Genomic DNA, 22621 nt, shown 5'->3' on the forward strand with positions numbered 1-22621 from the left:
GCGCTCTGCGGAGGGGTGGCCCGGTTCCTATTCGACGGTGATGACGACGGAGTGCCAGCCGCTGGCGCCGTCGGGGATGGTTTTGGTGCGCTTCTCGGTTTGGGTCTGGCCGGTCTGGTCGGTGGCCCGGACGGTGAGGGTGTGGGGGCCGGGGGTGGCTTTCCAGGGGTAGGACCATTGGCGCCAGGTGTCGGTGGTGTCCTGGGCGGCGAGGTCGGCGGCCTTCCAGGGTCCGTCGTCGATGCGGACCTCCACCTTTCCGATGCCGCGGTGCTGGGCCCAGGCGACTCCGGCGATCATCACGGTGCCGGCCTCGGGGCGTGCGAAGGGCTTGGGGGTGTCGATGCGGGATTCGGTTTTGATGGGGCCCTTCTTGGCCCAGCCTCGCTTCACCCAGTACGGGTTGTAGGAGGCGAAGGTGGTCAGCTCGATGTCCTGGATCCATTTGCAGGCAGATACGTAGCCGTACAGGCCCGGAACGACCATCCGGACGGGGAAGCCGTGGGTGAAGGGGAGGGGCTGGCCGTTCATGCCGACGGCGAGCATGGCGTCGCGGCCGTCCATGACCGTCTCGACGGGGGTGCCCAGGGTCATGCCGTCCACCGAGCGGGCCACCAGCTGATCCGCGATGCCGCCCTGGGATGGCGCTTTCACCCCTGCTTCGCGGAGGATGTCGGCGAGGCGTACGCCGATCCAGCGGGCGTTGCCGGCGTAGGGGCCGCCCACCTCGTTGGAGACACAGGTCAAGGTGATGTCCCGTTCGATCAGCTCGCGGCCGAGGAGGTCTTCGAAGCTCAGGGCGAGAGGTCGGGTGACGCCCTTGCCGTGGATTCTCAGCCGCCATGTGGTGGCATCTACTTTCGGGACCATGAGGGCGGTGTCGACCCGGTAGAAGTCGTTGTTCGGTGTGACGAACGGGCTGATCCCGGGAATCTTGAGTTGCGCCCCGGCCGGGATCGCGGCGGCAGGCGAGCCGGGTGGTGGGATGCGGACGGCTCCGCGTGAGGCGACGGCGTTGTGGCCGCGCATGCCGTTGAGTGAGCGCCCGAGAGCGCCTGCGCCGGTGGAGGCGAGGGCGGCGGTGGTAGCGGCGATGAGGAAGCCGCGCCGGTCCCAGCCCTTTCCGGCCTGGTGGTCTCCGGGCGGGCTGGTCTGCTTGCGCCCCGTGGTGAGGCGCCCGATCAGTCCGTACAGGAGGCAGGCTCCGGCGATCGCTCCGACGATGGAGGGCAGGCCATCGGTGATGCCGGTGGAGTCGGGTCGGGTGATCGCGGCGCCGGAGCCGATGATGCCGAAGAGCAGGATGCCTGCGGATCCGGCCCGCCGGTAGCGCAGTGCGATCAGCCCGATCATGATCGCCAGGGCGGCGATGGTGGTCAGGATGCCCAGCTGGAGGACCAGCTTGTCGTTCTCGCCGAAGTGCCGGATCGCGAAGTCCTTGACGGGCGCGGGCGTCCGGTCGATTGCGGCACCCCCGACCGCGGTGAGCGGCCCGGCCTGGGGTCGCACCGCAGCAGAGACGAGTTCAGCGACGGCCAGGGCCGCGTAACCCGCCAGGAGACCGCTGAGCGCGGCGAGGGGGAGTCGCACCCACCACTTCGGAGAGGTTGTCACGTCCATGATTCGACCCGAAAATCATCGGCGGCCGGTGATCCTGTGGCCGTCGGCTGAGGATTCCATCGGCAGAGTCCGCCTCCCCGTGCCCTGCAGGCCGTGCGGTCGACCGCACGGCTGCCTGGCTGCTGGGGGAGGCTGGGGTTCGCCCTGATGGGATCGTGATCCGTTACTTCGGGGTGAGGACGGTGTCGATGATGTTGACGGTGGCGTTGGCGGTCTGGACGTCACCACAGACGATCTTCGCGGTGTCGTTGACCTCGAACTTTTCACCGGAGCCGTAGGTGGTCAGCTTGCCGCCTTGCAGGGTGGTGAACGATCCGTCCGCCAGCTGCTTCGGGGTGATCTTCTCACCGACCACGTGGTACGTGAGGACCTTCGTCAGCTGGGCCTTGTCGGCGAGGAGCTTGTCGAGATCGGCCTTCGGGATCTTCTTGAAGGCATCGTTGCTGGGCGCGAACACGGTGATGTTCTTGGCGTTGTTCAGGGTGTCGACGAGCCCGGCCTTCTTCACGGCCGTGACGAGCGTAGACAGAGCGGGGTTGTTGGATGCGGCCGTTGCGACGGGGTCCTTGGCCATGCCGGCGAGGCTGCCGGAGCCTTCCTTGGGGACGGACGCACAGGCAGGGCCGAAGGGGTCGGCCTTCGGGGTGTCGGCGAAAGCGGGGGCGGCCACACCCAAGGTGATGGGCAGGATGAACGCGGCTGCCGCGGCCATGGCGGAGCGACGGATGCGGATGCTGGACATGAGGGGTGTTCCTCCTCTGGGAGGCGGCTCTCCGGGGGCGATGCGCATCGAGGGCGTCGCGGCTGCCGGATCGGCTGGTGGTGGGGAAAGGAGATGCCGGAGAAAGATCCGGCCGAGTGCTCCTGGCCGCCCGGAGGTCGGCTGGTCCCGCCACACGTCATACGGCACCTGCCCGGTCGCTTCCGGAGCAAACACCGCTATACGTCAGTGGTTCTCGTAAAGCGTCGAGGCACACCCCGCTGAGCGGCTGGATACAGGGCACGAGCGGGAATCTGGCCGTCGGCCCTAAAGCCCCGGGTATTTTCTTCCAATCCGCTCGGGTCGTGTCTTCGAATCACTGGGTGGAGGCACAAGCCATGAGCTTGTGGCGCCGAATCCCACAAGGTTCCGGGGCGCGGGGACGCGGGGGATGAACCAGAGGAAGTGCACTCATGGGAGCACGAAGGATCGGTCGCGGTCTTGCCGCGGTGGCTCTCGCTGCCGGCTTCGGTGTGGCAGGCGCGGGGGCCGCGGGGGCGGCTCCGCAGTCGCACCATCATGACCACAGCGTCGCGGGAACGGTGACGTCGAGGATCGAACTCAACGTCCGCCAGCACCCTTGGACGCATTCACACGTGGTGTGGAGTCTTGCTCCGGGCAGTCACGTGAAGCTGGCATGCCAGCAGGATGGCTGGTACCACCTGGCCGGCGGCGCGGGCTGGGTCGACGCCCGCTACGTCCACGCGCACGAGTGGGTCCAGTACTGCTGAGTGCGGGTCGGGCGGCTTGGACCGGGAGGCATTCCGCTGGCGTGGCCTACTCGGACGAGTCCCGCACAGCTGGGCCGCACCCGAAGGCGCGGCCCAGGCATGGGCAGGGGCGTACTTATCCCGGGTCCGACGCTCGACTACTAAATGTCGCTCTCCGGCTTCGCGTACACATGCCTGGCCGAACTGGTCCTGGTCACGGCCTTGTCCGCCACCGGGCTACCGGGGTGCGCGCCAGGTTCCAACAGGTCTCCGCACGTCATCAGATTTACGCGGGATGGTTCCTGATCGTAGGACTCCTTGTCGTCGCCGTCCTGGTCGGCGCGTCTACCCTGGGGGCGAACGTCCGGGCGCATGATCCCCTCCGCCTACGCCGGACATCCAGCCACACTTCCCGGCCGGCGGGGCCGTCTACGAGGTGCGCGAGCAGCACGAGGTGCGCCGGCCCGTGGACTTCCCGGGGGGTGGGCTGAGTCCCCACCAGATGGGCGGCTACGGCAAGGACGGCTCCACCACGCGCCCCCACCTCGAACGGGCCTTGGCTTCAACGGGTTCGCGTTCCGCCTTCAGAACGTCCACTTCAGCTTCGTCACCGGCCTGCTGCTGATGACCTTCGGCATGTATGGGCGCGTCAGCGGGATCCCTCCCGCACGACAACCCGTACTCGCGCTCCCGCCACCCCCGCCTCTGACGCCCTCCCGAACCCGGGCAGGGCGACCTCAGTCGGGAACCGCGCCTCCGGCCGGCATCCCTGATGGAACAAGGTTGAATTCGGGCTCTGCGAGAGATGACACGATGGCCGGGGGACCACAAGCGGCCCATTGCGCTGTGAGCCTGCTGGGGACGGCCCGCTCAAACAGGCCGACCAATGCGGCCGGACCGTTAACACTGACGATGCGCGTGAGCAAGAGGACCATGCTCGCTCAGGTGCGCCGCTCAGCAGGCGGTGGTCGTACGACGGTCCTAGCGTCGGCCGGGTCGTGTTCTTCAATGACTGAAGGGTTTGACGATGAAGCTCATTGCCCGCGGCCTCTCACTTGCCTGCATGACGGCCGCCATTCTGGTCCCGACTACCGGTATGGCCGCCGCCACCCCGGCTCCTGCCCGGATGCTCGCCGACCACGGCGACCACAAGGACTACGCACACGGTTACGACCACAACGGGTACGGCCATCCCGGCTACTACGGTGGAGGGATCGGCCTGGGCCTCGGGCTCGGCATCCTCCTCTGACATGGCGGCAGCGGCGGGAGCCACCCGGGGGGTGGTTCCCGCTGACCTGTGCAGAGGTCCCGGGGTGGGTAGCTGCAGGCGCCATCGTCATGATTGTGGCGATGGCGCCTGCAGTGTGAGGTGACGTCAGGTGGTCATGGCTGCGCGGACGCCGGCGGAGTCGACGATCTGCTCGAAGCGCACGATCTTCCCGGCGCGCACGATGAAGCTGTGTGCGACCCGGACGCACATGGCCTTGCCGGTGGCCTTGTTGACGGCGCTGTAGCGGCCGAGCACGATGACGCGTTCGCCGTCACTGAGGTAGGCATCGTCGTGGGTGATCCAGTCGTCCCAGGCGGCAGCCAACGGCTCGAACACGCCGCTGATCACGCCGGCGGGCGTGCGGTAGGTGCCCGCCAGGGGGAATCCGGCCGCTTCGATCCACTCGACGTCGGGGGCCACCGTGGTACGCCACAGGTCCAGGTTCCCGGTGGCGGATGCCGCATACTGCCGGCGTACGACGTCGGCGGGGGCTTCCGCGAGGCTTGACGCAGGGGGCTGGGTGGGCATCAGAACATGCCGTTGGGGTTGGCGGACTGGGCCGGTACGTCCTGGATGACGTCCCAGTGCTCGACGACCTTGCCGTCTTCCAGGCGGAAGTAGTCGGCCAGGGCGCGGCCGGGCTCGCCAGGCTTGAGGATCAGGTGGGAGTGGGTGACGACCATGTCGCCTTCGGCGATGACGCGCTTGATGTCCAGCTGCAGGTCCGGGTATTCGCCGCGCAGCCAGGTCACGAAGCCGATGAACGCCTCCGGGCCGTCGGCCGCGTCCGGGTTGTGCTGGATGTAGCGGTCGCCGAAGTGGTCCTCGATCGCCTTCTGGGGGTTGCCGCTGAAGGCCGTCTGGTAGTAGTCGACGACGACCTGCTTGTTGCGCTCGATGTCAGACATGGAAAGAGCTCCGATTCCTGGGATTTCGGATTCCCGGAATGCGGAGCCTTGAACTTGACAGGCAAGAGGACATGGCAATGACCGGGAATCCAGGATTTTTCTACTGGATGCGCCCACACGTTTACACAGGCGGCCGGGCATGGCACGCCAACGCTAGTCATACTTTCTCTTGCCGTCCCCCGCGGGGGACGTACGCCAGGATCTGCCGCTATCCAGTGGTGATCTCCTGCCGCACCCTCAACGCTACCCGTTCAACGTTCGATGTGTATGCCGCGAAGGTCCCACGTCAGGGAGTCGAACGTCCTCCGGGCCGTCAGCAACATCGACGGGGGCGTCGGCCCCATCATCGGGGACACCGCCTCGGCGGCACGGAAGAAGCACCCGGATCACGCCGACGGATCCGGCGCTCCCGCACCTGGTGACCGTTCGCTGCTGGGTGAGATTCCTGCGGGAGGCAGGCCTCGACACATACGCCGTGGACCTCATCTCCTGGCTGAACGATTGGGCACCACGTCATGTCCGGCGGCCAGGGAATCCGCAGACTGGATACCGCGTCTCTCCGCGCTGGAGAGCCGCCGAACGGAAGCGTAAGAATCCCAGCGAGCAGAACGGCTCCGCTTTCTCTTGCGCTGCCCCGACTTCTGGGAGCAGTCCGCTGATGTGCGTGGTCAGTACCGCGATCAGCCCAAGGGCGGCGGTGCTGTCGACTGATGAGAAGATCGCGATCGCCGCCCGCTCCCGGCCGACTGCCCCCGATACGGGTTCGAGTACCACCGACACGCCACGGCCTCCATCGTGGCCGCCATGGACGTGAGAACCAGCGAGGTAACCAACAAGTGGCTGGTCGACCACCCACGCTGGACACCACCGTACGCGTCCTGGCTCGACCAGATCGAGCTGTTCTTCTCCGCCCTGGCCCGCCGCGTACTGAGGCACATCGACTTCTCCAACCCGGCGTCCTGATCGACAAGCTGGACGCCTACTGGACGCCTACCTCATCCTGGGCGAGTCTCCTGCGGGACTGCCAGCGGCGCGGGATGCGTGCTCCCGTCCTCGCCGTCGGTGACGGCGCCCTCCGCTTCTGGAACGCGTTGAACCAGGTCTTCCCCGGAACCCACCATCAGAGGTGCTGGGTTCACAGAACGGCCAACTGCCTCGACAGCCTGCCGAAGTCGGCCCAGCCCGCGGCGAATAAGGCCAACCAGGACATCTACAACGCCGAGGACAAGGAGCACGCGGCCGGCGCAGTGAAGGCGTTCGCCAAGCACTGGATCCACCTGCGGACCACGAACCCGATCGAGTCGACCTTCGCGACCGTCCGCCTGCGGACCAAGGTCACCAAGGTCACCAGGGTGCCGGCTTCCGAGGCGACGCCCTGGCGATGGAGTTCAAGCTCGTCGAGTCCGCTCAGGCCCGCTGGCGAGCCGTGAACGCACCCCACCTCGTCGCCCTCGTCCGAGCCGGAGCCCACTTTGAGCGCGGCCACCTCGTCGAATGCCCTGAAGTCGGCGTGGCCTGAGCCGCTCAACAGGTAGGGGCACGGGTCCGATGGCACTGGTCTGGAGGCCTGCTTGAATATGCAGGTGCAGATAGAAGCGATTGTGTTCGACTTTGATGGCCTGCTCATGGACACCGAGACCACGCTCTTGGAGTGCTGGCAGTATGAGTGGCGGCAGCATGGTCGTGAGCTGGACCCGGCCACCTTTTTCGCAGATCACGGTGGCGACATCACGGCTGAACGCTACCGACGACTCGCTGCGGCAGTCGGCCCAGAATTCGACTACGAGATCAGCCACGCCCGACGACTCGCCTATCGCGACGAGTTGCACAGCAACCTAGGCCTTCGCGACGGCATCGACGCCTGGCTCACGCAAGCCCGCGATGCCGGTCTGCGGTGCGCAGTCGCCAGCAGCTCGACCGAGGAGTGGGTGACCAGCATGCTGGCACGAGTCGATCGCCTCGACGCGTTCGGCGTCCTCGCCTTCGGGAACGAAGTGCGATCGCCCAAGCCAGCACCCGATGTCTACCTGCTCGCACTCAACCGCCTCGGGCTCGACCCGGCACAGGCGATCGCAGTCGAGGACACACCCCACGGTGCCGCCGCAGCCCGAGCCGCAGGGCTCTCATGCATCGCCATCCCGAACCCCTTTGCCGACCCAACGTACTTCACCGCGGCGGATCTTGTCCTCGCCACCGCTGCAGAGCTCCCCCTGCAGGATGCGATAGAGGCGCTCACCAGCATCGCACCCCCGCACAACTCCGATCCGACCATCCATAGGTATTGATAATTGCTCGTTTTCATGGCTGGGCCGTGTTACATCGGTTCCTTCAGGGCCTTGAGCGGACATGAATCTCTTCACCTACCAAGGTCTGGTGGTGGTGCTGGCCGTGGGGGCCGGGGGCCGCTCCCGCCACCTCAGGCCGCGACAGGTCTTGTACCGAATCGCCTCCGAAGGGGTCTGGCGCACACCCCGTCGATGTAGCGGCACCTGCCCTCCCACCTCGCCCAGGCCCGCCGCGAAGGCCGGTTCCCCGATCTGATCGACACCCTGCGCGAAGTCCATGTTCCTCCTGCCTGGCCGGAGGCCGGCGCTTTGCTGCTGGAGATCCCCGAATAGTTCGGCCTGGGCCTCACCCGTCGCCAGTCGCGGGGCGGTGTATGTCGCGGCGGGAAGGGGCGCTCTCCAACAGCAGCTGACGGGGAAGCCGCAGGCGAGGGTCGAAACCACGTCCGCACCTGCTCCTCGACCACGATCCGGACCATCCACTCGGTCGGGGTCATGCTCGCTCGGCGGCCGCGGCGATGGATACGACGTGTGCTGACGGGTACGGACGGGCGGTGAGGGGTACGTCGGGGCGCGTGAGGGCTGACCGTACGGATCGGGGGTCCATGTCGGCCGGACTTGTGAACCCTCGGGCGGCCGCTGGAGGCGCGACCTGGGTGCCCGCGCACGGCTCCGTAGTCCAACACCCTGGTGCCGCCCGGCAGCGTTCAGTGTGTGAGATGCCACTGGTGGGCGCGCACTGTGTACGGGGCCAGGGTGGGGGCGCGCCGCAGCACTCCGAGGCGGTGGCGGCGTGAACCGGCCCACCAGCGGCATGTTGCACCACGTCGAGCTCTGGGTGCCGGACCTCGACCGCGCGGTTGCCTCTCTCAGCTGGCTGCTGGAGGCCCTGGGCTACACCCTCCTCCAGAGCTGGAACAACGGATGCAGCTGGCGGCTCGGCCCGACCTACCTGGTCCTTGAGCAGTCCCCGGGCCTCATCGCCGACCGGCACGAGCGCTGCAGACCGGGGCTGAACCATCTGGCCGTTCACGTCGAAGACGACACCGCAGTCGAACAGCTGGCCACCGAGGCGACCCGGCACGGCTGGCATCTGATGTTCCCCGACCGGCATCCGCACGCAGGCGGCGCGGAGCACTATGCCGCCTACCTGGAGAACGACGACGGCTTCGAGATCGAACTGGTCGTGTTGGGATTCAGCCGATGATCGCGACAGGTCCGTCCCAGGCGTCCTGATCGACGGTGATGGTGTGGCCACCGCGGCTTTCCTTGCTGTTGACCAGGTACTGGTGGCCGCGGCTGTGGTTGGTGTACTGCGTGGGGTTCCACGGCCAGTCGGCAGTGGTGGTGTTCTGCTTGTCCCACAGCGCGTACCAGAGGTTGCCCGGCAGGTCGGTGCGGTCGGTCGCCGTAGCGATGGCCTTGGCGCTGGAGCTGGTGAAGCCGTAGAAGCCAACGCGGTACGTCTTGGCGCGCAGCGTTTTGGTGAAGGACCGCACGTACGTCAGCACGGTGTCGTTGCAGGCCTTGTTGGTGATGTCGTACGGCTCCATGTCCAGGAAGATCGGGCTGCCCGGCTTTATGCCGAGCGCCCCCGCCTTGGCTACCGCGTCGTTGGCGTCCCTGACGCCGAGGGACGCCGCGGTCGAGGCAGTGAGCTTCTCGGGGTTGGCACTGGTCTGGCACGACGGCTGGGCGCCGACGTAGAGGGGGATGAGTTTCCAGCCCATCGCGTTGACCGACTTCACCCAGGACGCAGTGAGGTTGGGCTGGGAGCAGCCGCGGTTCTCGCCCCCGATGTATACCGCGGCACCGCCGTAGAAGCCGGTGTTCCATGCTTTCATCGCTGCCAGAGAAGGGGCCGCGCACGTGTCGAAGGCCTGACCGGCGAACGTCTGCTGTGCAGGCCACACCGTGGCTGCCATCGTGGTCTGCGCCGCGACCACGGACCCTGCAACAGCTACGGCGCCTCCGGTCGCCGCAGCAATGTAAAGACGCTTCTTCGACAGCCGATGCCTGGCCATACCCCACCCCATCTCACGAACGCGGCAGTCTGCCGCGGTCAGTGCACCGGCCGAGGGAAACGGGTTGTGCGAAACGGCAGGTCGAGCCGTTGACGCCGTGCCCGTCGCCGCATGGAGCGATGCAGTGTCGCCACGCTCCACACATGCGGAGCAGACCGCACTGTAGTGGACTGCTTTCACTTGGTTTCCGTCCGCTCCTGATAGCGCCTGAGAGGTTCCTTGCGGCCCGACGCGCCCCAGGCGAGAGCGTCGGCCGTCGATTGAGTGCTCTCGGTTGGCAAAGCCGAGATACTCGTGCAGATCGCGGACGCGGAGCACCTTCCCCGGGGTGTCGATGAACATGGTCATATGAGCTGGTAGGCGGGGCGGTGGCAGTCTCCGAGGGGGAGGCTGCTGATGACGTTCCATGTGGCGGCGAGCTCGGCCAAGCGGGCTTCAGTCATAGCGAGTGGGTGGCGAAGGCCGGCGGCCGCGGGCCTGCCGCCTGTGGGACCGTCCAAGCCGTCGACTGCACGGAGGCCCCGGCCGGGGCGCGGCGCTGACCCCGGACCAGGCCCTGGACGCGGTGCAGGTCCAGCACCGTGCCGGGCGAGCGCATCAGGGCGGCTCTGCCGGCTGGTAGTGGTCGAAGCCGCCGCCGTGGGCTGCCTCCACGGCGAGCCGGTCACCTTTCTTCGGGCCGTGCATGTGGCTCCCAGTACCGATAAATAACAGAAGGTGCCCCGGTCAGCGCCTACAAGGAGAATTCGGAATGTCTTGCTCCATCCTGCGGGTACAGATTCCGCATGTATGTGAGGTGTAAAGATCGTCTAGAGTCCTGATTTTGGCGAAAGAGGCACTTTTCTACGCAGATACGGCTCTGCCGAACGGGCCCAACTCCTGGGTCGGCAAGAGCTGTAGGGATTCATGAGAGCAACAAGAACGCGGGCTTGGCGCGGGCGTGCCTGGCCCGACCTCCGCAGCGTTTGGACCCGGCGAATAGCCACCTCCATCGCCCTGGCTATGTCCGTCACGCCGCTGTACGGCACCACCGCGACGGGCGCCCTGCAACAGGCTCCGCAGCAGAAGACAGCGGACCGGTATCCGACTGCGGTCGCCGACATCGTGTCCGCCCGTGTAACCGCTCGGCTGTCCGGCAAGCGGGTGGAGGCACTGTCGGAGCGTTCGGAGACGTCGACGACGTGGGTGAACAAAGACGGTTCGTTGACCACTGAGGTGGCAGCCGGAGCGATCCGTTTTAGGGACGCGGCCAGCGCCGAGTGGCGCGACATCGATGTGGACTTCGCCGCTGCCGCGGATGGTTCGGTTGCCTCGAAGGCCCATCCGCAGGGGCTGCGGTTGTCCGGGAAGGCAGGCACGAAGGCAGCGTCGCTGAGGAATGCTCAGTCGGCTGCGCCCACCGATCTGGTGGGCGTGGGCTCGGGTGACGACGCGATCACACTGCAGTGGCGTGGCGGGCTGCCGACGCCGACGCTGAACGGCCCCCGGGCTACATACACCGATGTGGTGCCGGGCGCGGATGTGATCGTCGAGGCGACGCCGACGTAGGGGGTCCTTCGCATCGGTCTTGCCGTCGCCTCGGTTGCCGCGGGAGGCGTGGTGGACGGTTCGGCCAGGCTGTAGAGCAGCCGCTGACCATGGCCAGTCAGGAGAGCGATCACCAGAGCCCCGCCGCCAGCGTTGAGGTCGACGGCCCACGTCACCGGGCCGTCCTCGGCCAGTGCGAGGACGTCGCCTATCAGCTCCATGCGCTCAGGCTCGTTGTTGGGCACCCGGCGCGAGAGCACCTTCGCCCCGTCCGTATCGATCACCGTGCAGTGATGCGCGGCCTTGCCGGCATCCGTCCCCGCCCAGAGCTCGGGCACCCGAGCCTCCCTCGTCGATCGTTTGACTGGTCCCTGCAGACGACCACGCCGACGTGTCCTTACGAAGCGATCTCTGTTCGCTCATCCCAATGAGTGGCCGTGTCGTCGCGGGGCACTGGGCGGCCAATCAGTCAAAGCCACACGTACGGCAAGAGCGCGATAGAGCCACACCCAGGCCCCTGGGTCTCCCGATCGTACGAAGGACCGGAATCAATCCGCCAATACGGTAAGGAGCGTCTCAGTTGGCCCCTAAGCGTTGCACCTGGCCTGGCTGAGCGTGCCTGTTGGCCCGGACCGTTCGCGGGCGGCCCTCCACCAATCTGATCGGCTGCAGTCGTGGGATTTCTCGTTACCCGACAGCGCGGCCGATGAGTTTGCGGCTCGCGGCCAGTCCAAGCTCGTGACACCTCAGGAAGGGACAGCGTCATGTCGGAGCTTCTCGTAGACTTCATCACCTCCCTCGACGGCCACGCATCGGGAGACGGATGGCCCGGTTTCTGGGGCCTCGAGGGCCCGGAGTACCTCGCCTGGCTCGGCGAGCAGCCCGAGGTCACCTATCTGATGGGAGCGAACACCTACCGCCTCATGTCGGGCTTCGCCGCGGGCGAGATCCCGAATGGCCAAGACGAGTTCAGGCCCGAAGAAGAGGCGTCCGTCGACGAGCTCACGCAAGCGTCCAAGGTGGTGTTCTCCTCCTCACTCGAGGAGCCACTGAAGTGGGCCAACTCCACGCTCGTCCGCGACGACGCCGTCGAGGCGGTCCGCGCCATGAAGTCCAGTGGATCGGGGCTCCTCAGCACAATCGGCAGCCTCAGCCTGTGCCGCTCCCTGCTACGAGCCGGACTCGTCGACCGCTTCAGGGTCGTGATGTTCCCGGTCATCACCGGGGCCACGGGCGAAGAACGCATCTACGACGGCTATCCGGACGTTGCCCTCGAGATGATCGAGCACCGCACCTTCGACAGCCGCATCCAGCTCGTCGAGTACAAGCCCCGCGTACTGGAGCGCCCGCCGCTCAGCGTCCCTGCGTGATGTCACCCCGGCGCCGGTCTGGACGGCTGCCAGGCCGGCGTCGGCAGGTGCAAAGCAAGCCCTAAAAGGGGGACGGCCAATGTCAGGACGCCCGGTCACCCGGCCCCGAACCGTCAGATGTGGGGCATGCCGTAGTAGCGGGCGAACTGTTCGAGGTGGCTGGGTTCGCCTGCGTGCTTGTCGGCGTAGTATTCGGGTGCGTTCTTGATCTGTTTCTTGGTCCGGTCGACGTACACCTTCTCCTCGGCGGCGTCGATCTGGCGGATGGTGCCGGCGGGCAGGAGGACGTGCTTCCCTGCGCTGCCTTAGGCGATCTCTCCCATCCTCGTGCCCGTCGGCGCGAGCCCGCGCAATCGTGGCTGTTCCCCCGGGCGCAGGAGCCCCCACTTGCGTTCATTCGAACACGTGAGCGGCTATAGGTGTTATGGCAGGTCAGGCGTCGCGCGGCCGGACCGCGCCCCACCGGACACCGACCGGGGCGCCGCTCCCGCCGGTGCGGGTGCTCCTGCCTGACCTTGTCGTTTAACCTCCGGTGCCCGACGGGGCAGGTTCGATCGGCGTGGCGAGGGTTACTTGGGCGGTCCATGACCAGGGCTCCGGGGGCGGATCCCAGGTCACCTCGACGTCGGTGTCGTGGACGTCGTGCGCGAATTCCACCACCATGACTGCCGCAGCGGCTCGCGCGTCCTGCGGGTCGGTGTTGATCGGAATGTCCAGGCGCCCGCAGAGCATGCCACCTTCTACGGGTTGGATCATGAAGCGCCAGCCTTCCGGCGTCGCAAGCAGGACGATCCCCTTCGGAATGCCCCAGGTGGGGCGCTTCTTCTTCTCCTTCTTGCGTCTCACCATGCCGCTATCCAACATCGTCGGGATCGTGGCGATGAACGGGGGTGGCGGGGCCGCTGCCTCGGCGCGGTTTGGTGCCCTTCTTGTGGTGGGCGGGGCGGGTGTAGGGCTCGCCGGTGGCGAGGACGCGTCCGACGTCGTAGCGGGTGGCGGGCTGTCGGTTCTTCGAGCCGCGCGGGCGTCCGGGGGCGGGTCGTGTGGGTTTTGGTGCACCGGCTGGCGTGCCCGTCTTCGCGTGCAGGTTCTTGAACCCTCGCCGGACCCGGGCGGGGGTGAGTCTGTTCGGTTCCGCGGTTCGTTCCCAGGGACGCCGGAGGCCGCGTGCGAATGGGCGGGCGAGGCTGAGCTGAGCGTGTGAGGCCAGGACGAGCCATGTCCAGCGGTCTGCCGCCGCCGAGTCCCGCAGCTTGGGCCTGGTCCAGCCGAGAGGCTGCTTGAGAAGCCGAAAGGTGTGTTCCACGTCGAAGCGGCGGAGGAACGCTTGCCGGCACCGGTCGACGTCGGCGGGGCCGGCGCCGGTGCCCGACCACCACAGCCAGACAGGCTTGTTCACCCTGCCGCTGGGCAGCTTTTCGACTGCCAGCCGGATCACGGTGCCCTCGATGATGGGCAGCGGTCCCTCGTGGTCGAGCCAAGCCGCCCGTCGGGTCAGCCGGGGGTGCATCCGGTCCCATGCCTGTGCGGTCGCCGCCCCGTATCGGTCGGTGCTGGTGACGGTCGCCGCGGTGGCCTCGCCCCAGGTCTCGGGTCGGCCGAAGACGAACTCGCCGCCGTGCTTGGGCGGGCGCCCGCCCTGCGGCGGGCAGATCCACGGCACCGGAACGGGCTTGCGCATCACCCGGTCCGAGCGGAGCCGGCCCAGAACCTCCACCGGCAGGTCGGCCAGGAGATGGGCGATGCGGGGCGCGTCGTAGCCCGCGTCCAGCACGACCAGGACCTCCGGGTCCCCCTCCAGCCACTGGCCGGCGTCCATGAGGCGTTCGACGACGTCTCGGACCTGACTGGAGGTGACCGTGGCCAAGTCGGCGCCGGGTTCCAGCCGGATCGCGTTCAGCAGCGCGGTCCACGGGGTCCGGGCGGTCTCCAGGGCGGCGACGATCGAGTACGGCCAGCCGGGCACCATCTGGTGCGTGCCCAGGCCCCGGCCGACGGTATGGCGGAAGGAGCGGTCGGAGGAGGTGTCGGCGTCCGGCCGCAGCCACGGGGAGATGTCCACTGCCAGAACGAGCCGACCGTCGCCGACTCGGGGAAGCGGGACGCCGGTCAGTGCCCGCCGCAGCCGGGCGAGGTCAATCCGGCCGTGGTTGATCGCGGAGTACAAGGCCCCGTGCCCGCGTCGAGGCTCGGGAGCGAGCGCCAGGTCCACGAGGGTGCGGGCCGGACCGTCGGTGCACAGCAGCGCGTCGCACAGCTCGAACAGGGCGTCGCTCCGTGCGGTCAGGCACGCGTACTACTCCGAGCGGAACTCCGCCATCACCGTGAACGCGCCTCGTTGAACCTCGTGCTCGACCAGTCCCACGATCCCGGCCTCCGTGCTGCGCTGTCGCTCAGCACAGAATCGGCCCGCGGAGTCTCACACCGCTGGTGAACTGGGCAAACACCGAACAAGTTCGACCCTCGTTCGACGCCGGACCATAAACGTCAAGCTGACTGCCTGATTGCAATCCGGAGCTGCCCGAGCCCGGATGGTCTGACGCCCTTGGGGTGCCTTGCCTATGGGTGGCCGTTCATCCTGAGAGCGATTAGACCTGGCTGAACTGCTTGTCGGAGCGATCTGACACTCTGCTCGCCATGATTGATGACGACTTCATCGGCACTCAGGCACCGGTCCGCAGGATTCTTGATCCTGCCGAGGCGATCGCCACGTTGGAGGGCGCTGTTCCTGGGCTGGTAAATCACCGCAGGCCGGAGCCTGCGAGGCTTGACTGGAGCGTCATTGAGGACGGGCTCGGCGTCATCTTGCCTGCCGACTTCAAGTGCCTGGCCGAGCTGTATCCCGCGTTCGCGCTCGACGACTTCCTGCTCGTCTCCCTTCCCGACCCGGGCAGGGAGATCTACCGTTTCCGGGCCATGCGGGATGACCGGGACTGGTGGGACTCTGATGATGCCGCCGACCTGCGCAGTCCCCATCCAGCGCCCGGCGGCTTGCTGCCGTGGGGTGAGTCAGCCGAGGGCGACCGGTTCTTGTGGAGCTCCATCGAGCACAGCCCGCAGAAGTGGCAGGTCACCGTCGCGTCTCGGAACGGGGGCTGGTGGCACTACGAAGGCGGAGTCGTGCAGTTCCTGGCCGAGCTCTGTGATGGAACGCTGGAACCTTGGGCGCTGCCCCCGGTCAGCCCAGAGGTCACCGATTCCTGACTACCTGGGCAGAGCTGGGGCGAGGACCGCTCGGGGGCCTTGCGTGGCTTGGTGATGGGGCGGGTCATGTAAGACGGGCCATTGATGTAGTGCGTGGTCTGGTTCTGTGACCTGCGGGTGTTCGGATGGTTTGGCTGCTGTGTGTTGATGTGGAACCCGTTGCGCTCGTAGTGGCTGGGGGTTTATGGGCTCGAAGGCTGCTGGGTTGGCTCCATCGACCACCTCGCTTCGGCGTCCGGTCCGGAAGCAACGGCTCGACCGCGCCCACTGCGCGTCACTCAATGGCACACCCGAACCAACGATCAGATGATCCGAACGAAACGGTCTAGTTCACTGAACACGCGATGGCACGGCCTCAGCATCCGCTGTCATCGGACAGCACTCACCCGGGCTGTGCAAACCGACCCTGCAACACGACTACGTGTTCAGCCCTGACCGGCGTAGACATGCCTAACGAACGACCAACCAGGCCCTGGCAGCAGCGCGGGCACCGGTCGAGCGCGGCGTCGCCCGCCTCAAGACCTGGCGGATCTTCCGTCACGCCCGCTGCAGCCCAACCCGCATGACGTCAATCGCAAGAGCCGCCCTCGCCCGGGAGCGGCAACGCTGAAAACGCTCAATGATGGGGCAACGGAGCTCCTTCGGGACAAGCTGTCGTGGTCGACTGCCTGTTCCAACGAGCTCCGTTGCTCTGCGTCCAAAGTCTTCAACTGGCTTGCCCGACCTGTGGACACGTCAACTACCCGGCCCTGGGTCAAGGCCTCACCGTCGACTACCCGACGATCCGATCTCGAGCCGGATTCGCCATGTCGACCACACGGGTCACCGCGGGGCGGCGACCTCCAGCGGAGCCGCGGCCGGGGCCCCGGGGGACGGGGTCGCCGCGGCGGCTGCCGTCTCGGGGACCGAGTCCGTCTCGTGCACGGCTTCGGAGGCCTGTTCACGGCGCCGCACCAGGTACCCGGCCGCGATGAGGACCAGCGCGATGGTTCCGGACAGCGCGGGCCAGTACACGTAACGGAAGTTCGACTGGGGCGCCGTGGGCACGTAGGCGAGGATGTACAGCACGGTGCTGGCCCCGAGGAGCCTCAGCTCCCGCGAGTAGGGCCCGACCCAGCGGCGGCGCAGGGCAAGGACCAGGGAGATGGCCAGCCAGAACCAGCCCTCGAACAGCATCGGCAGATCGCGGTCGAAGCCGGTCACATAGCTCTGCAAGGTGAACTTCATGGGCTGGCTGACCGGCGCGCTCTTGAGGACGTCGAGCTTGGTCGCGGAGCCGTCGTAGAAGGCCAGGTTGCCCTGGAAGAGGAGCTTCGCGAACACCTGCACCCGGTACGCGGCATAGTCATTCAGGTGCTTGGGCATCTGCTGCGTCCACATCCGTACGAGGACGTCGGCGTTCTGGCTCAGCTCGGTGGCACCGAGCGACAGGTCCCTCGGGTAGCAGTTGAAGTACACGTCGGCCTGGATTTGCCGTTTCTGGCACTGGACGGTGGTGGTGACCAAGCGGTCACGGAAGTCCGCGCTCGCTCCGGCCTGCTCGGCGGCCGCGCGCACCTGCTTCGGGGTCAGTACGTGAGTGAGGTCGTCCAGGGGAATCTGCGCGTACTGGCGGGTGGCCACGGGGCTCGTGGCCGCCGAGACGGCGACGCTGCCGACCGCGGTGACCGCGATGAGAGCGCCGGTGGCGACCAGCCAGCGGCGGCGGCCCGGGGCGGGCCACACGGCCATGACCAGCAACACGAAGACAGGGATCGCGGCCGGGAAGCCGTTCTTGCGGACCAGGATGGCGTACGCGAGGAACAGCACACCCAGGACCAGCAGGGACCAGCGCGTCTTGGTCCGGCCGGCGGGCAGTTCGCGCGCTGTGAGCGCCACCGCGAGGACGGCGAGCATGGCGTACGCCATGTGCACGTCCTTCCACACCACCCCGGTGAAGGTCAGGATGTGCGGGGCGAGGCCGACTGCGAGCATGGCGAGGGACAGGGCACGGCTGCCGGTCTTCTTCCACAGCAGTCGGGCGAGGACCCACAACGTCGCCCACAGGACAGCGATCTGGAGCGTGGCCATAGCCGAGATGGCACCGGTGGTGTCGATGAGGATGCGCCACAGCAGGGCCATCACCGGCGGGTGCCAGTCGGTCACCGGCCGGTCTCCCAGCGCCTGCATGAGCTGCTCCACGCTGTCCGTGCTCAGGTAGCCGGGGTGGAAGATGGCATTCACCACGACGCCGCAGATGATCGCGATGACGGCCAGGCAACACGGCCAGGGCTCGCCGCGCCGCCAGGCGCCGCGCAGTGTCGTGGTCCACCGGTCAGTGCTGACGGTCACGGGAATGGCGTCCTTTCCAGGCTGACTGAAGACCAGGTTGCGGTAGGCGACGAAGCGCAGCAGCGTCGCCGCCGCCCAGCCGATCAGCCGCGCCACGTTGTCGCTCAGGGACGACCCCAGGCCGAACAGTTCGTGCGAGACGAAGACGGGGACGGCCGTCACGGCCATGCCCGCCAGGTTGATGACCAGAAACCAGATGAGCTCACTGCGCTGTGCGCCGCCGCGTCGGTCCCGGTAGGTCCAGTAACGGTTGCCGAACCAGCTCACAGCCATCGCGAGCAGGGTGGCGACCACGGAGGCAAGCACGGGCGTACCGCCCAGGATTCCGCCGCCCGAGGAGGCGGAACCGAAGATCATGAGGTTGAAACTGGCGGTCTCCACCACGAATGCGAGAGCGCCGACAACGCCGAAGGCCGCGACCTCCCGCCAGACCTTGCGCGCCCACGCGGGCATGCGCCGACTCCACGCCATCGTTTGCAGCATGGACAGAACGTAAGCGCACGGAAGTCATGTGAACAAATTAGGGATAACATCCGAACGATCAAGGTCATCACCCTGTCCGTTTCCTAACCATAACGAGGACCACCCGATGAATCCGGCGATTGCGTGTGTCGTCCCCTGCTACAACGAGGAGGCCGCCATCGGCAAGGTCGTTCGCGACCTGCGCGCATCTCTCCCCGAGGCAGTCATCTATGTGTACGACAACGCCTCCACGGACGACACCGTCGCCGAAGCCCTCAAGGCGGGCGCTGTGGTGCGCCACGAACTCCGCAAGGGCAAGGGCAACGTGATCCGCCGCGCATTCGCCGACATCGAGGCGGACGCGCTCCTCATCATCGACGGCGATGACACCTACGATGCGTCGCGCGCCCGCGAGATGGTCGAGTTGCTCTTCGAAGGCCCGTACGACCAAATCGTCGGCGCCCGGCGGGAGATAGTCGAGACGGCATACCGCGCGGGCCACGCGGTCGGCAACAAGATGCTGACCGGCACCGTCCGCTCACTGTTCGGCAACGACGTCACCGACATGCTGAGCGGCTACCGCGTCTTCTCGCGCCGCTACATCAAGTCCTTCCCGGCGCTCTCGCACGAGTTCGAGACCGAGACCGAGATGACGGTGCACTCACTCAGCCTGCGTCTGCCCACGGCCGAGATAGAGGTCGATTTCAAGGACCGCCCGGCCGGCAGCGTCAGCAAGCTGCGTACCTACCGCGACGGCTGGCGCATCCTGAAGCTCATACTGGGCCTCGCCCGCCGCCAGCGCCCCTCGCTGTACCACTCCGTCGTCGCCAGCCTGCTCGCCCTCGTCTCCCTCATCCTGGGAGCCCCACTGATCAGCGAGTTCATCCAGACCGGCACGGTCCCGCGCCTCCCCACTGCCGTACTGTCGGCCTCGATCATGATCATCGCGGTGCTCGTGCTGCTGGTCGGGTACATCCTGGAGTCCTTCATGCACATGCGTCAGGAGCAGGCACGCCTCGCCCACCTGAGGTACCCGGCCCCGACCCGAGACACGGACTTCGTCCCGGACATGCTCCGCCAGAACGCCCCCAAGCCGTCCTGACGACACCGCACCGCAGCTGACGCTGGAGGGGGTGGTGCTTGGTGTACCACTGACCAGGTGTGTTGTGGATGGTTCTAGCGTGTAAGGGCTCGGCTGGCGTTTGTGGTGGTCAGACCAAAACCCACCCGCCCGGCCCCGGTCGCCCGGCCGGGACCTGCTTCGGGATGCGGCTTGGATGGTGCGCTGTCCAAAGGTCAGTGCTGAGTAGGTGTCGGGCTTTCAACTGCCCAAGGTGTGGAACGGGGTCGTCCACGGAGCGGCCACTGGCGGGTTGCCATCAGCGACGCGTACTGCGTGCGAGCCACGGCGTGCGAGTGGTGTCCGCGATCAGTTCCTTGTAGGTCTCGTCGCCGGGGAGGGGGACGATGAGCCACTGGCCCGGGGGGAAGAACCGGCCCTTCGTGTAGGCCAGTCCGCCGTACACGGAGCGCAGGAACGCCGGGACGGAGTCCCGGGGCACGTCGTGGAACTCGACGTGATCCACGGTGATTTTCACGTCGTCCTCGGGGAAGACCCGGACACTCACGGTGGGTGAGCCAGCCAGTTCGACGAACGCCTCGTGCGGCAGTGAGCCGTCGGGGTCGAGGGTCGCGAAGACGCCCGCCGAGGTGCGGCGTGACGTCTGGTCGGCGCCTATGTCGTGGGTGACGGTCATCGCCAGGCGGTAGTCGTCCGCGATCTTGCGTATCGCGGTGACGGCGGCCTCAGTGGACGCCAGGTGGGGGTGTTCCATGGTCACGATTATTCCTTAGCTTGCCGTTCATCCACGGGCGTCGAACTGAGCCCGGACTCGTACGGGTTTCCCCAGCGCACAGGACGTGCGCGAGGCCCAGCCTCGATCCTGTGCTCAGGGTTGGTCCGCACGGAGGCCGCCTGTACCCCGGGATCAACCGGGGCCGGATCGACGTCGCCCGCCCGCGTCGCGCGCTGACGGACGTGCCGTTGCCCCCGTCCGAACGATGGTCGCCTGGTGCCGGCCGTGGATGTCTCTCCCTGGTTGCGGCAGGACCAGCGGCCGGACCGTCTGCGGTGCGGGTCCCTGCCGCGTGGTCGTTCTCAGCGCCAGGGGTCGAGGGCGTGCTTGCCGCTGGTCTGGCCTTCTTCGAGCTGGCGCAGCACGTCCGGCCCCAGTGCCAGAGGGTGGATCCGCGGCGTGCCGGGCTGGTAGACGCCTTGGCCGATGAGCTCGTCGAGCTCGACGAGCAGTTCCCTGAAAGCGGCCGGGGCTGCTGCTGCCCAGTTGAAAATGTGCAGGCCCTTGACCTGGGCGTAGTGGGTGAAGATGAAGTCGCGGGTGGAGAAATCGGCGTGCCCGGAGGCGGCGCCGAAGATGACGATGCGTCCGGTGAACGGCTTGGCGACCGTCAGGCTGGTCCCGAAAGTGGCCTCGCCCACGGATTCCAGTACCAGGTCGACACCGCCGGTCAGACGCAGGATTTCCTCGGCGAGATCGGGGCGTCGGCTGTCCAGCACCTCGTCGGCTCCCAGGGCCTTGACGGTGGCGTGCTTGGCCGGCGAGGCCGTGGCGATGACGCGTGCGCCGTAGTGCCGGGCGAGGCGGACGGCGGCCTGGCCCACGCCTCCGGCCGCCGCGTACACCAGCACCGCCTCACCCGGCTTGATCTCGCCCAGCGGCTTGAGTGCGGCCAGCGCGGTCGCCCAGTTCAGCACCAGGCCAAGGGATTCGGCGTCGCTCCAGCCGGATGGGACGGGGAGCACGCTCGCGGACTGCATGGTCATGTACTGCGCGAACGCGCCCGCACCCACCCCCACGACATGGGTGCCGAGCGGAAGCGGGCTCTCGACGTCCGGGGCGGCGTCCACGATCTCGCCGACGGCTTCGAAGCCTGCCGCGTAGGGCGCCTGCGGCCCACCCTCGTAGGTTCCACGGCTTTGCAGGACGTCCGCGAAGTTGACCCCAGCGGCCCCCACACGGATCAGGTACTCGCCGGGCCCCGGGCTAGGGCGGGGCTGGTCGATCGTCAAGGTCAGGTCCTTCGGACCCTGGTGTGACTGCTGGACCAGGGCCTTCATCAGCTGCTCATCAGTACTCATGGGACGACCTTAGGCAGCTGACGCTTGTGTCAAGGTCAAATGGCATTCACGAACTGGCCGAACGGGCCTTCCGGAGGAAGGCTTCGAGGGCCGCCTGCTGGCCGCTGAGGATGGCGATGCGTGCGGCGAGGCGGTCGCGGTGGCTTTCCACCTCGGCCAGGAACTCCGGACACACTTCGTCAGTGAGGCGGGGCAGTACGTCCCGGATGAGCCGCACGGGCAGCCCGGACGCCAGCAACTCGCGGATGAGCCGCACTTGGTCGATGGTCGTCTGGCAGTAGTCACGGAACCCGTTGGAGCAGCGGCCGGAGGCGATCAGGCCCTCGGCCTCGTAGTAGCGCAGCGCACGTGCGCTGACACCGCTGACTCTGGAAGCTTCACTGATCTGCATGTCCGGCGACAACGTCCAGACGCGTCGCGATCTTCCAATACCCCGCACACGGCTTGAAGACCTGACAGAACTCAACAGGTCAGACAACCGCCCACGACCAGTACGAGCACGAGGAGGCCCTGCCACGCCACATACGTGATCTGCGCAGTCGGCCTGGCGACAACTCAGTGGCCAGCCGGCGTCCGCAGGGTCCCCCAGGGAACCGTGACCTGCAGGGCGGCCACGCGGTGCCGGAGGGGGATGAACGCCAGGAGGTAGCACAACCCGCCCAGCGGGAGAGAGTCCGAGTTCAGCGCGATCGCGACGGTGCCCAGAACGAACAGCACGAGCGAGCGGATGCCGCCGGGGCCCCTGAGCCCGGCCAGGAGGGCGATCATGCCGACGTACAGGAACAGCGGTACGACCGCTTCGCCGTGATGAGGGCGGCGACCTTCTCCTGGAAGGTGTCGCGGAACCCGCCGGGGTCCCAGCTCATGCTCAGGGCCACGATGAGCCGCTCGGCCTTCGTCAGCTCCTTCTCCGAGGCCCGGGCCTTGCCGGGGAGGAGCGGCCCGGCGCGATCTCGTCGGGCTCTTCCGGTTCGACCTTGACGCACTCGCCTC

23 protein-coding genes and 5 pseudogenes are annotated in these 22621 nt (G+C 67.2%); 13 read left to right on the forward strand and 15 right to left on the reverse strand.

Annotated elements, in window-relative coordinates:
* Positions 1-27 precede the first annotated feature (27 nt).
* Together ACWCP2_RS06705 and ACWCP2_RS06710 are read right to left on the reverse strand one after the other, a co-directional pair.
* Positions 28-1620, reverse strand: a complete 1593-nt coding sequence (locus ACWCP2_RS06705) for a molybdopterin-dependent oxidoreductase (RefSeq protein ID WP_450907497.1) — start codon at positions 1618-1620, stop codon at positions 28-30.
* 163 nt (positions 1621-1783) lie between these two features.
* Positions 1784-2362 (reverse strand): fasciclin domain-containing protein, encoded by a 579-nt coding sequence (locus ACWCP2_RS06710; RefSeq protein WP_450907498.1) that lies wholly within the window; start codon positions 2360-2362, stop codon positions 1784-1786.
* A 431-nt stretch (positions 2363-2793) separates the two neighbouring features.
* Between ACWCP2_RS06710 and ACWCP2_RS06715 the strand changes: the two genes are divergently transcribed.
* The 4 genes and pseudogenes from ACWCP2_RS06715 to ACWCP2_RS06730 all read left to right on the forward strand — a co-directional run bounded on the left by ACWCP2_RS06715 (position 2794) and on the right by ACWCP2_RS06730 (position 4339).
* On the forward strand, positions 2794-3111 hold the full coding sequence (locus ACWCP2_RS06715) for an SH3 domain-containing protein (RefSeq protein ID WP_450907499.1): 318 nt from the start codon (positions 2794-2796) through the stop codon (positions 3109-3111).
* A 370-nt stretch (positions 3112-3481) separates the two neighbouring features.
* Positions 3482-3715 (forward strand): annotated as a pseudogene (locus ACWCP2_RS06720) (hypothetical protein); the annotation flags it as partial.
* Positions 3652-3790: pseudogene (locus tag ACWCP2_RS06725) on the forward strand (DUF4383 domain-containing protein); the annotation flags it as partial. The pseudogenes ACWCP2_RS06720 and ACWCP2_RS06725, both read left to right, overlap by 64 nt.
* Positions 3791-4153: 363 nt before the next feature.
* Positions 4154-4339 carry a hypothetical protein gene (locus tag ACWCP2_RS06730; RefSeq protein WP_450907500.1) on the forward strand — a complete coding sequence of 62 codons (186 nt, stop codon included), beginning with the start codon at positions 4154-4156 and terminating at the stop codon, positions 4337-4339.
* 126 nt (positions 4340-4465) lie between these two features.
* Here ACWCP2_RS06730 and ACWCP2_RS06735 read toward each other — a convergent pair whose 3' ends face one another.
* Both ACWCP2_RS06735 and ACWCP2_RS06740 read right to left on the reverse strand, forming a co-directional pair.
* Positions 4466-4888, reverse strand: a complete 423-nt coding sequence (locus tag ACWCP2_RS06735) for a nuclear transport factor 2 family protein (protein ID WP_450907501.1) — start codon at positions 4886-4888, stop codon at positions 4466-4468.
* A complete protein-coding gene (locus ACWCP2_RS06740) occupies positions 4888-5268 on the reverse strand; it encodes a nuclear transport factor 2 family protein (protein ID WP_450907502.1) in 381 nt (126 codons plus the stop codon). The genes ACWCP2_RS06735 and ACWCP2_RS06740 overlap by 1 nt, the downstream gene beginning before the upstream one ends.
* 804 nt (positions 5269-6072) lie before the next feature.
* Here ACWCP2_RS06740 and ACWCP2_RS06745 point away from each other — a divergent pair.
* The 4 genes and pseudogenes from ACWCP2_RS06745 to ACWCP2_RS06760 all read left to right on the forward strand — a co-directional run bounded on the left by ACWCP2_RS06745 (position 6073) and on the right by ACWCP2_RS06760 (position 8760).
* Entirely contained in the window at positions 6073-6231 is a 159-nt protein-coding gene (locus ACWCP2_RS06745; protein ID WP_450907604.1) for a hypothetical protein, read from the forward strand.
* A pseudogene (locus tag ACWCP2_RS06750) lies at positions 6228-6787 on the forward strand (transposase); the annotation flags it as partial. The gene ACWCP2_RS06745 and the pseudogene ACWCP2_RS06750, both read left to right, overlap by 4 nt.
* A 58-nt stretch (positions 6788-6845) precedes the next feature.
* Positions 6846-7553, forward strand: coding sequence for an HAD family hydrolase (locus tag ACWCP2_RS06755; protein ID WP_450907598.1), 708 nt, complete (start codon positions 6846-6848; stop codon positions 7551-7553).
* Positions 7554-8367: 814 nt separating this feature from the next.
* Positions 8368-8760 carry a VOC family protein gene (locus tag ACWCP2_RS06760; RefSeq protein ID WP_450907599.1) on the forward strand — a complete coding sequence of 131 codons (393 nt, stop codon included), beginning with the start codon at positions 8368-8370 and terminating at the stop codon, positions 8758-8760.
* Here the strand turns inward: ACWCP2_RS06760 and ACWCP2_RS06765 are convergent.
* The gene (locus ACWCP2_RS06765) at positions 8750-9577 is read right to left on the reverse strand and encodes a glycoside hydrolase domain-containing protein (protein ID WP_450907600.1); all 828 of its coding nucleotides are present in this window, start codon (positions 9575-9577) and stop codon (positions 8750-8752) included. The two genes, ACWCP2_RS06760 and ACWCP2_RS06765, sit on opposite strands and share 11 nt — an antisense overlap.
* Positions 9578-10579: 1002 nt before the next feature.
* Here ACWCP2_RS06765 and ACWCP2_RS06770 point away from each other — a divergent pair.
* Positions 10580-11125, forward strand: a complete 546-nt coding sequence (locus ACWCP2_RS06770; protein ID WP_450907605.1) for a hypothetical protein — start codon at positions 10580-10582, stop codon at positions 11123-11125.
* Between the two features lie 83 nt (positions 11126-11208).
* Here the strand turns inward: ACWCP2_RS06770 and ACWCP2_RS06775 are convergent.
* Positions 11209-11442 (reverse strand): annotated as a pseudogene (locus ACWCP2_RS06775) (IS110 family transposase); the annotation flags it as partial.
* Positions 11443-11868: 426 nt separating this feature from the next.
* On the opposite strand from ACWCP2_RS06775, the gene ACWCP2_RS06780 reads away from it, so the two are divergent.
* Entirely contained in the window at positions 11869-12474 is a 606-nt protein-coding gene (locus ACWCP2_RS06780) for a dihydrofolate reductase family protein (protein WP_450907503.1), read from the forward strand.
* 113 nt (positions 12475-12587) lie between these two features.
* Here ACWCP2_RS06780 and ACWCP2_RS06785 read toward each other — a convergent pair whose 3' ends face one another.
* From ACWCP2_RS06785 to ACWCP2_RS06795, 3 genes are all read right to left on the reverse strand, one after another.
* On the reverse strand, positions 12588-12710 hold the full coding sequence (locus ACWCP2_RS06785; RefSeq protein WP_450907504.1) for a hypothetical protein: 123 nt from the start codon (positions 12708-12710) through the stop codon (positions 12588-12590).
* A gap of 286 nt (positions 12711-12996) precedes the next feature.
* Positions 12997-13323, reverse strand: a complete 327-nt coding sequence (locus ACWCP2_RS06790) for a hypothetical protein (RefSeq protein WP_450907505.1) — start codon at positions 13321-13323, stop codon at positions 12997-12999.
* A 4-nt stretch (positions 13324-13327) separates the two neighbouring features.
* Entirely contained in the window at positions 13328-14761 is a 1434-nt protein-coding gene (locus tag ACWCP2_RS06795; RefSeq protein WP_450907601.1) for an NF041680 family putative transposase, read from the reverse strand.
* A gap of 350 nt (positions 14762-15111) precedes the next feature.
* On the opposite strand from ACWCP2_RS06795, the gene ACWCP2_RS06800 reads away from it, so the two are divergent.
* Together ACWCP2_RS06800 and ACWCP2_RS06805 are read left to right on the forward strand one after the other, a co-directional pair.
* Entirely contained in the window at positions 15112-15678 is a 567-nt protein-coding gene (locus ACWCP2_RS06800; RefSeq protein WP_450907506.1) for an SMI1/KNR4 family protein, read from the forward strand.
* A gap of 454 nt (positions 15679-16132) precedes the next feature.
* Positions 16133-16288 (forward strand): annotated as a pseudogene (locus ACWCP2_RS06805) (IS5/IS1182 family transposase); the annotation flags it as partial.
* Positions 16289-16500: 212 nt separating this feature from the next.
* On the opposite strand, the gene ACWCP2_RS06810 reads toward ACWCP2_RS06805, so the two are convergent.
* Positions 16501-18492 (reverse strand): GtrA family protein, encoded by a 1992-nt coding sequence (locus ACWCP2_RS06810; RefSeq protein WP_450907507.1) that lies wholly within the window; start codon positions 18490-18492, stop codon positions 16501-16503.
* A 106-nt stretch (positions 18493-18598) separates the two neighbouring features.
* Between ACWCP2_RS06810 and ACWCP2_RS06815 the strand changes: the two genes are divergently transcribed.
* Positions 18599-19573 carry a glycosyltransferase family 2 protein gene (locus ACWCP2_RS06815; protein ID WP_450907508.1) on the forward strand — a complete coding sequence of 325 codons (975 nt, stop codon included), beginning with the start codon at positions 18599-18601 and terminating at the stop codon, positions 19571-19573.
* Positions 19574-19850: 277 nt separating this feature from the next.
* Here ACWCP2_RS06815 and ACWCP2_RS06820 read toward each other — a convergent pair whose 3' ends face one another.
* The 5 genes from ACWCP2_RS06820 to ACWCP2_RS06840 form a co-directional block, all read right to left on the reverse strand.
* Positions 19851-20306 carry a hypothetical protein gene (locus tag ACWCP2_RS06820; RefSeq protein WP_450907509.1) on the reverse strand — a complete coding sequence of 152 codons (456 nt, stop codon included), beginning with the start codon at positions 20304-20306 and terminating at the stop codon, positions 19851-19853.
* A gap of 323 nt (positions 20307-20629) precedes the next feature.
* Complete coding sequence (locus ACWCP2_RS06825; protein WP_450907510.1) at positions 20630-21628, reverse strand: zinc-binding dehydrogenase; 999 nt, start codon at positions 21626-21628, stop codon at positions 20630-20632.
* A 46-nt stretch (positions 21629-21674) separates the two neighbouring features.
* Positions 21675-22019 carry a MerR family transcriptional regulator gene (locus ACWCP2_RS06830; protein WP_450907511.1) on the reverse strand — a complete coding sequence of 115 codons (345 nt, stop codon included), beginning with the start codon at positions 22017-22019 and terminating at the stop codon, positions 21675-21677.
* A 164-nt stretch (positions 22020-22183) separates the two neighbouring features.
* Positions 22184-22396 carry a hypothetical protein gene (locus ACWCP2_RS06835; protein ID WP_450907512.1) on the reverse strand — a complete coding sequence of 71 codons (213 nt, stop codon included), beginning with the start codon at positions 22394-22396 and terminating at the stop codon, positions 22184-22186.
* On the reverse strand, positions 22393-22614 hold the full coding sequence (locus tag ACWCP2_RS06840; protein WP_450907513.1) for a hypothetical protein: 222 nt from the start codon (positions 22612-22614) through the stop codon (positions 22393-22395). Before ACWCP2_RS06840 ends, ACWCP2_RS06835 begins: the two co-directional genes overlap by 4 nt.
* Positions 22615-22621: the final 7 nt, after the last annotated feature.

Source organism: Streptomyces sp. NPDC002104 (assembly GCF_053593795.1).

Coding starts and splice junctions, on each gene's coding strand:
- ACWCP2_RS06705 (WP_450907497.1), bottom strand. CDS start 1,620: ATGGACGTGACAACCTCTCCGAAGTGGTGGGTGCGACTCCCCCTCGCC.
- ACWCP2_RS06710 (WP_450907498.1), bottom strand. CDS start 2,362: ATGTCCAGCATCCGCATCCGTCGCTCCGCCATGGCCGCGGCAGCCGCG.
- ACWCP2_RS06715 (WP_450907499.1), top strand. CDS start 2,794: ATGGGAGCACGAAGGATCGGTCGCGGTCTTGCCGCGGTGGCTCTCGCT.
- ACWCP2_RS06730 (WP_450907500.1), top strand. CDS start 4,154: ATGACGGCCGCCATTCTGGTCCCGACTACCGGTATGGCCGCCGCCACC.
- ACWCP2_RS06735 (WP_450907501.1), bottom strand. CDS start 4,888: ATGCCCACCCAGCCCCCTGCGTCAAGCCTCGCGGAAGCCCCCGCCGAC.
- ACWCP2_RS06740 (WP_450907502.1), bottom strand. CDS start 5,268: ATGTCTGACATCGAGCGCAACAAGCAGGTCGTCGTCGACTACTACCAG.
- ACWCP2_RS06745 (WP_450907604.1), top strand. CDS start 6,073: ATGGACGTGAGAACCAGCGAGGTAACCAACAAGTGGCTGGTCGACCAC.
- ACWCP2_RS06755 (WP_450907598.1), top strand. CDS start 6,846: ATGCAGGTGCAGATAGAAGCGATTGTGTTCGACTTTGATGGCCTGCTC.
- ACWCP2_RS06760 (WP_450907599.1), top strand. CDS start 8,368: ATGTTGCACCACGTCGAGCTCTGGGTGCCGGACCTCGACCGCGCGGTT.
- ACWCP2_RS06765 (WP_450907600.1), bottom strand. CDS start 9,577: ATGGCCAGGCATCGGCTGTCGAAGAAGCGTCTTTACATTGCTGCGGCG.
- ACWCP2_RS06770 (WP_450907605.1), top strand. CDS start 10,580: ATGTCCGTCACGCCGCTGTACGGCACCACCGCGACGGGCGCCCTGCAA.
- ACWCP2_RS06780 (WP_450907503.1), top strand. CDS start 11,869: ATGTCGGAGCTTCTCGTAGACTTCATCACCTCCCTCGACGGCCACGCA.
- ACWCP2_RS06790 (WP_450907505.1), bottom strand. CDS start 13,323: ATGGTGAGACGCAAGAAGGAGAAGAAGAAGCGCCCCACCTGGGGCATT.
- ACWCP2_RS06800 (WP_450907506.1), top strand. CDS start 15,112: ATGATTGATGACGACTTCATCGGCACTCAGGCACCGGTCCGCAGGATT.
- ACWCP2_RS06810 (WP_450907507.1), bottom strand. CDS start 18,492: ATGCTGCAAACGATGGCGTGGAGTCGGCGCATGCCCGCGTGGGCGCGC.
- ACWCP2_RS06815 (WP_450907508.1), top strand. CDS start 18,599: ATGAATCCGGCGATTGCGTGTGTCGTCCCCTGCTACAACGAGGAGGCC.
- ACWCP2_RS06820 (WP_450907509.1), bottom strand. CDS start 20,306: ATGGAACACCCCCACCTGGCGTCCACTGAGGCCGCCGTCACCGCGATA.
- ACWCP2_RS06825 (WP_450907510.1), bottom strand. CDS start 21,628: ATGAGTACTGATGAGCAGCTGATGAAGGCCCTGGTCCAGCAGTCACAC.
- ACWCP2_RS06830 (WP_450907511.1), bottom strand. CDS start 22,019: ATGCAGATCAGTGAAGCTTCCAGAGTCAGCGGTGTCAGCGCACGTGCG.
- ACWCP2_RS06835 (WP_450907512.1), bottom strand. CDS start 22,396: ATGATCGCCCTCCTGGCCGGGCTCAGGGGCCCCGGCGGCATCCGCTCG.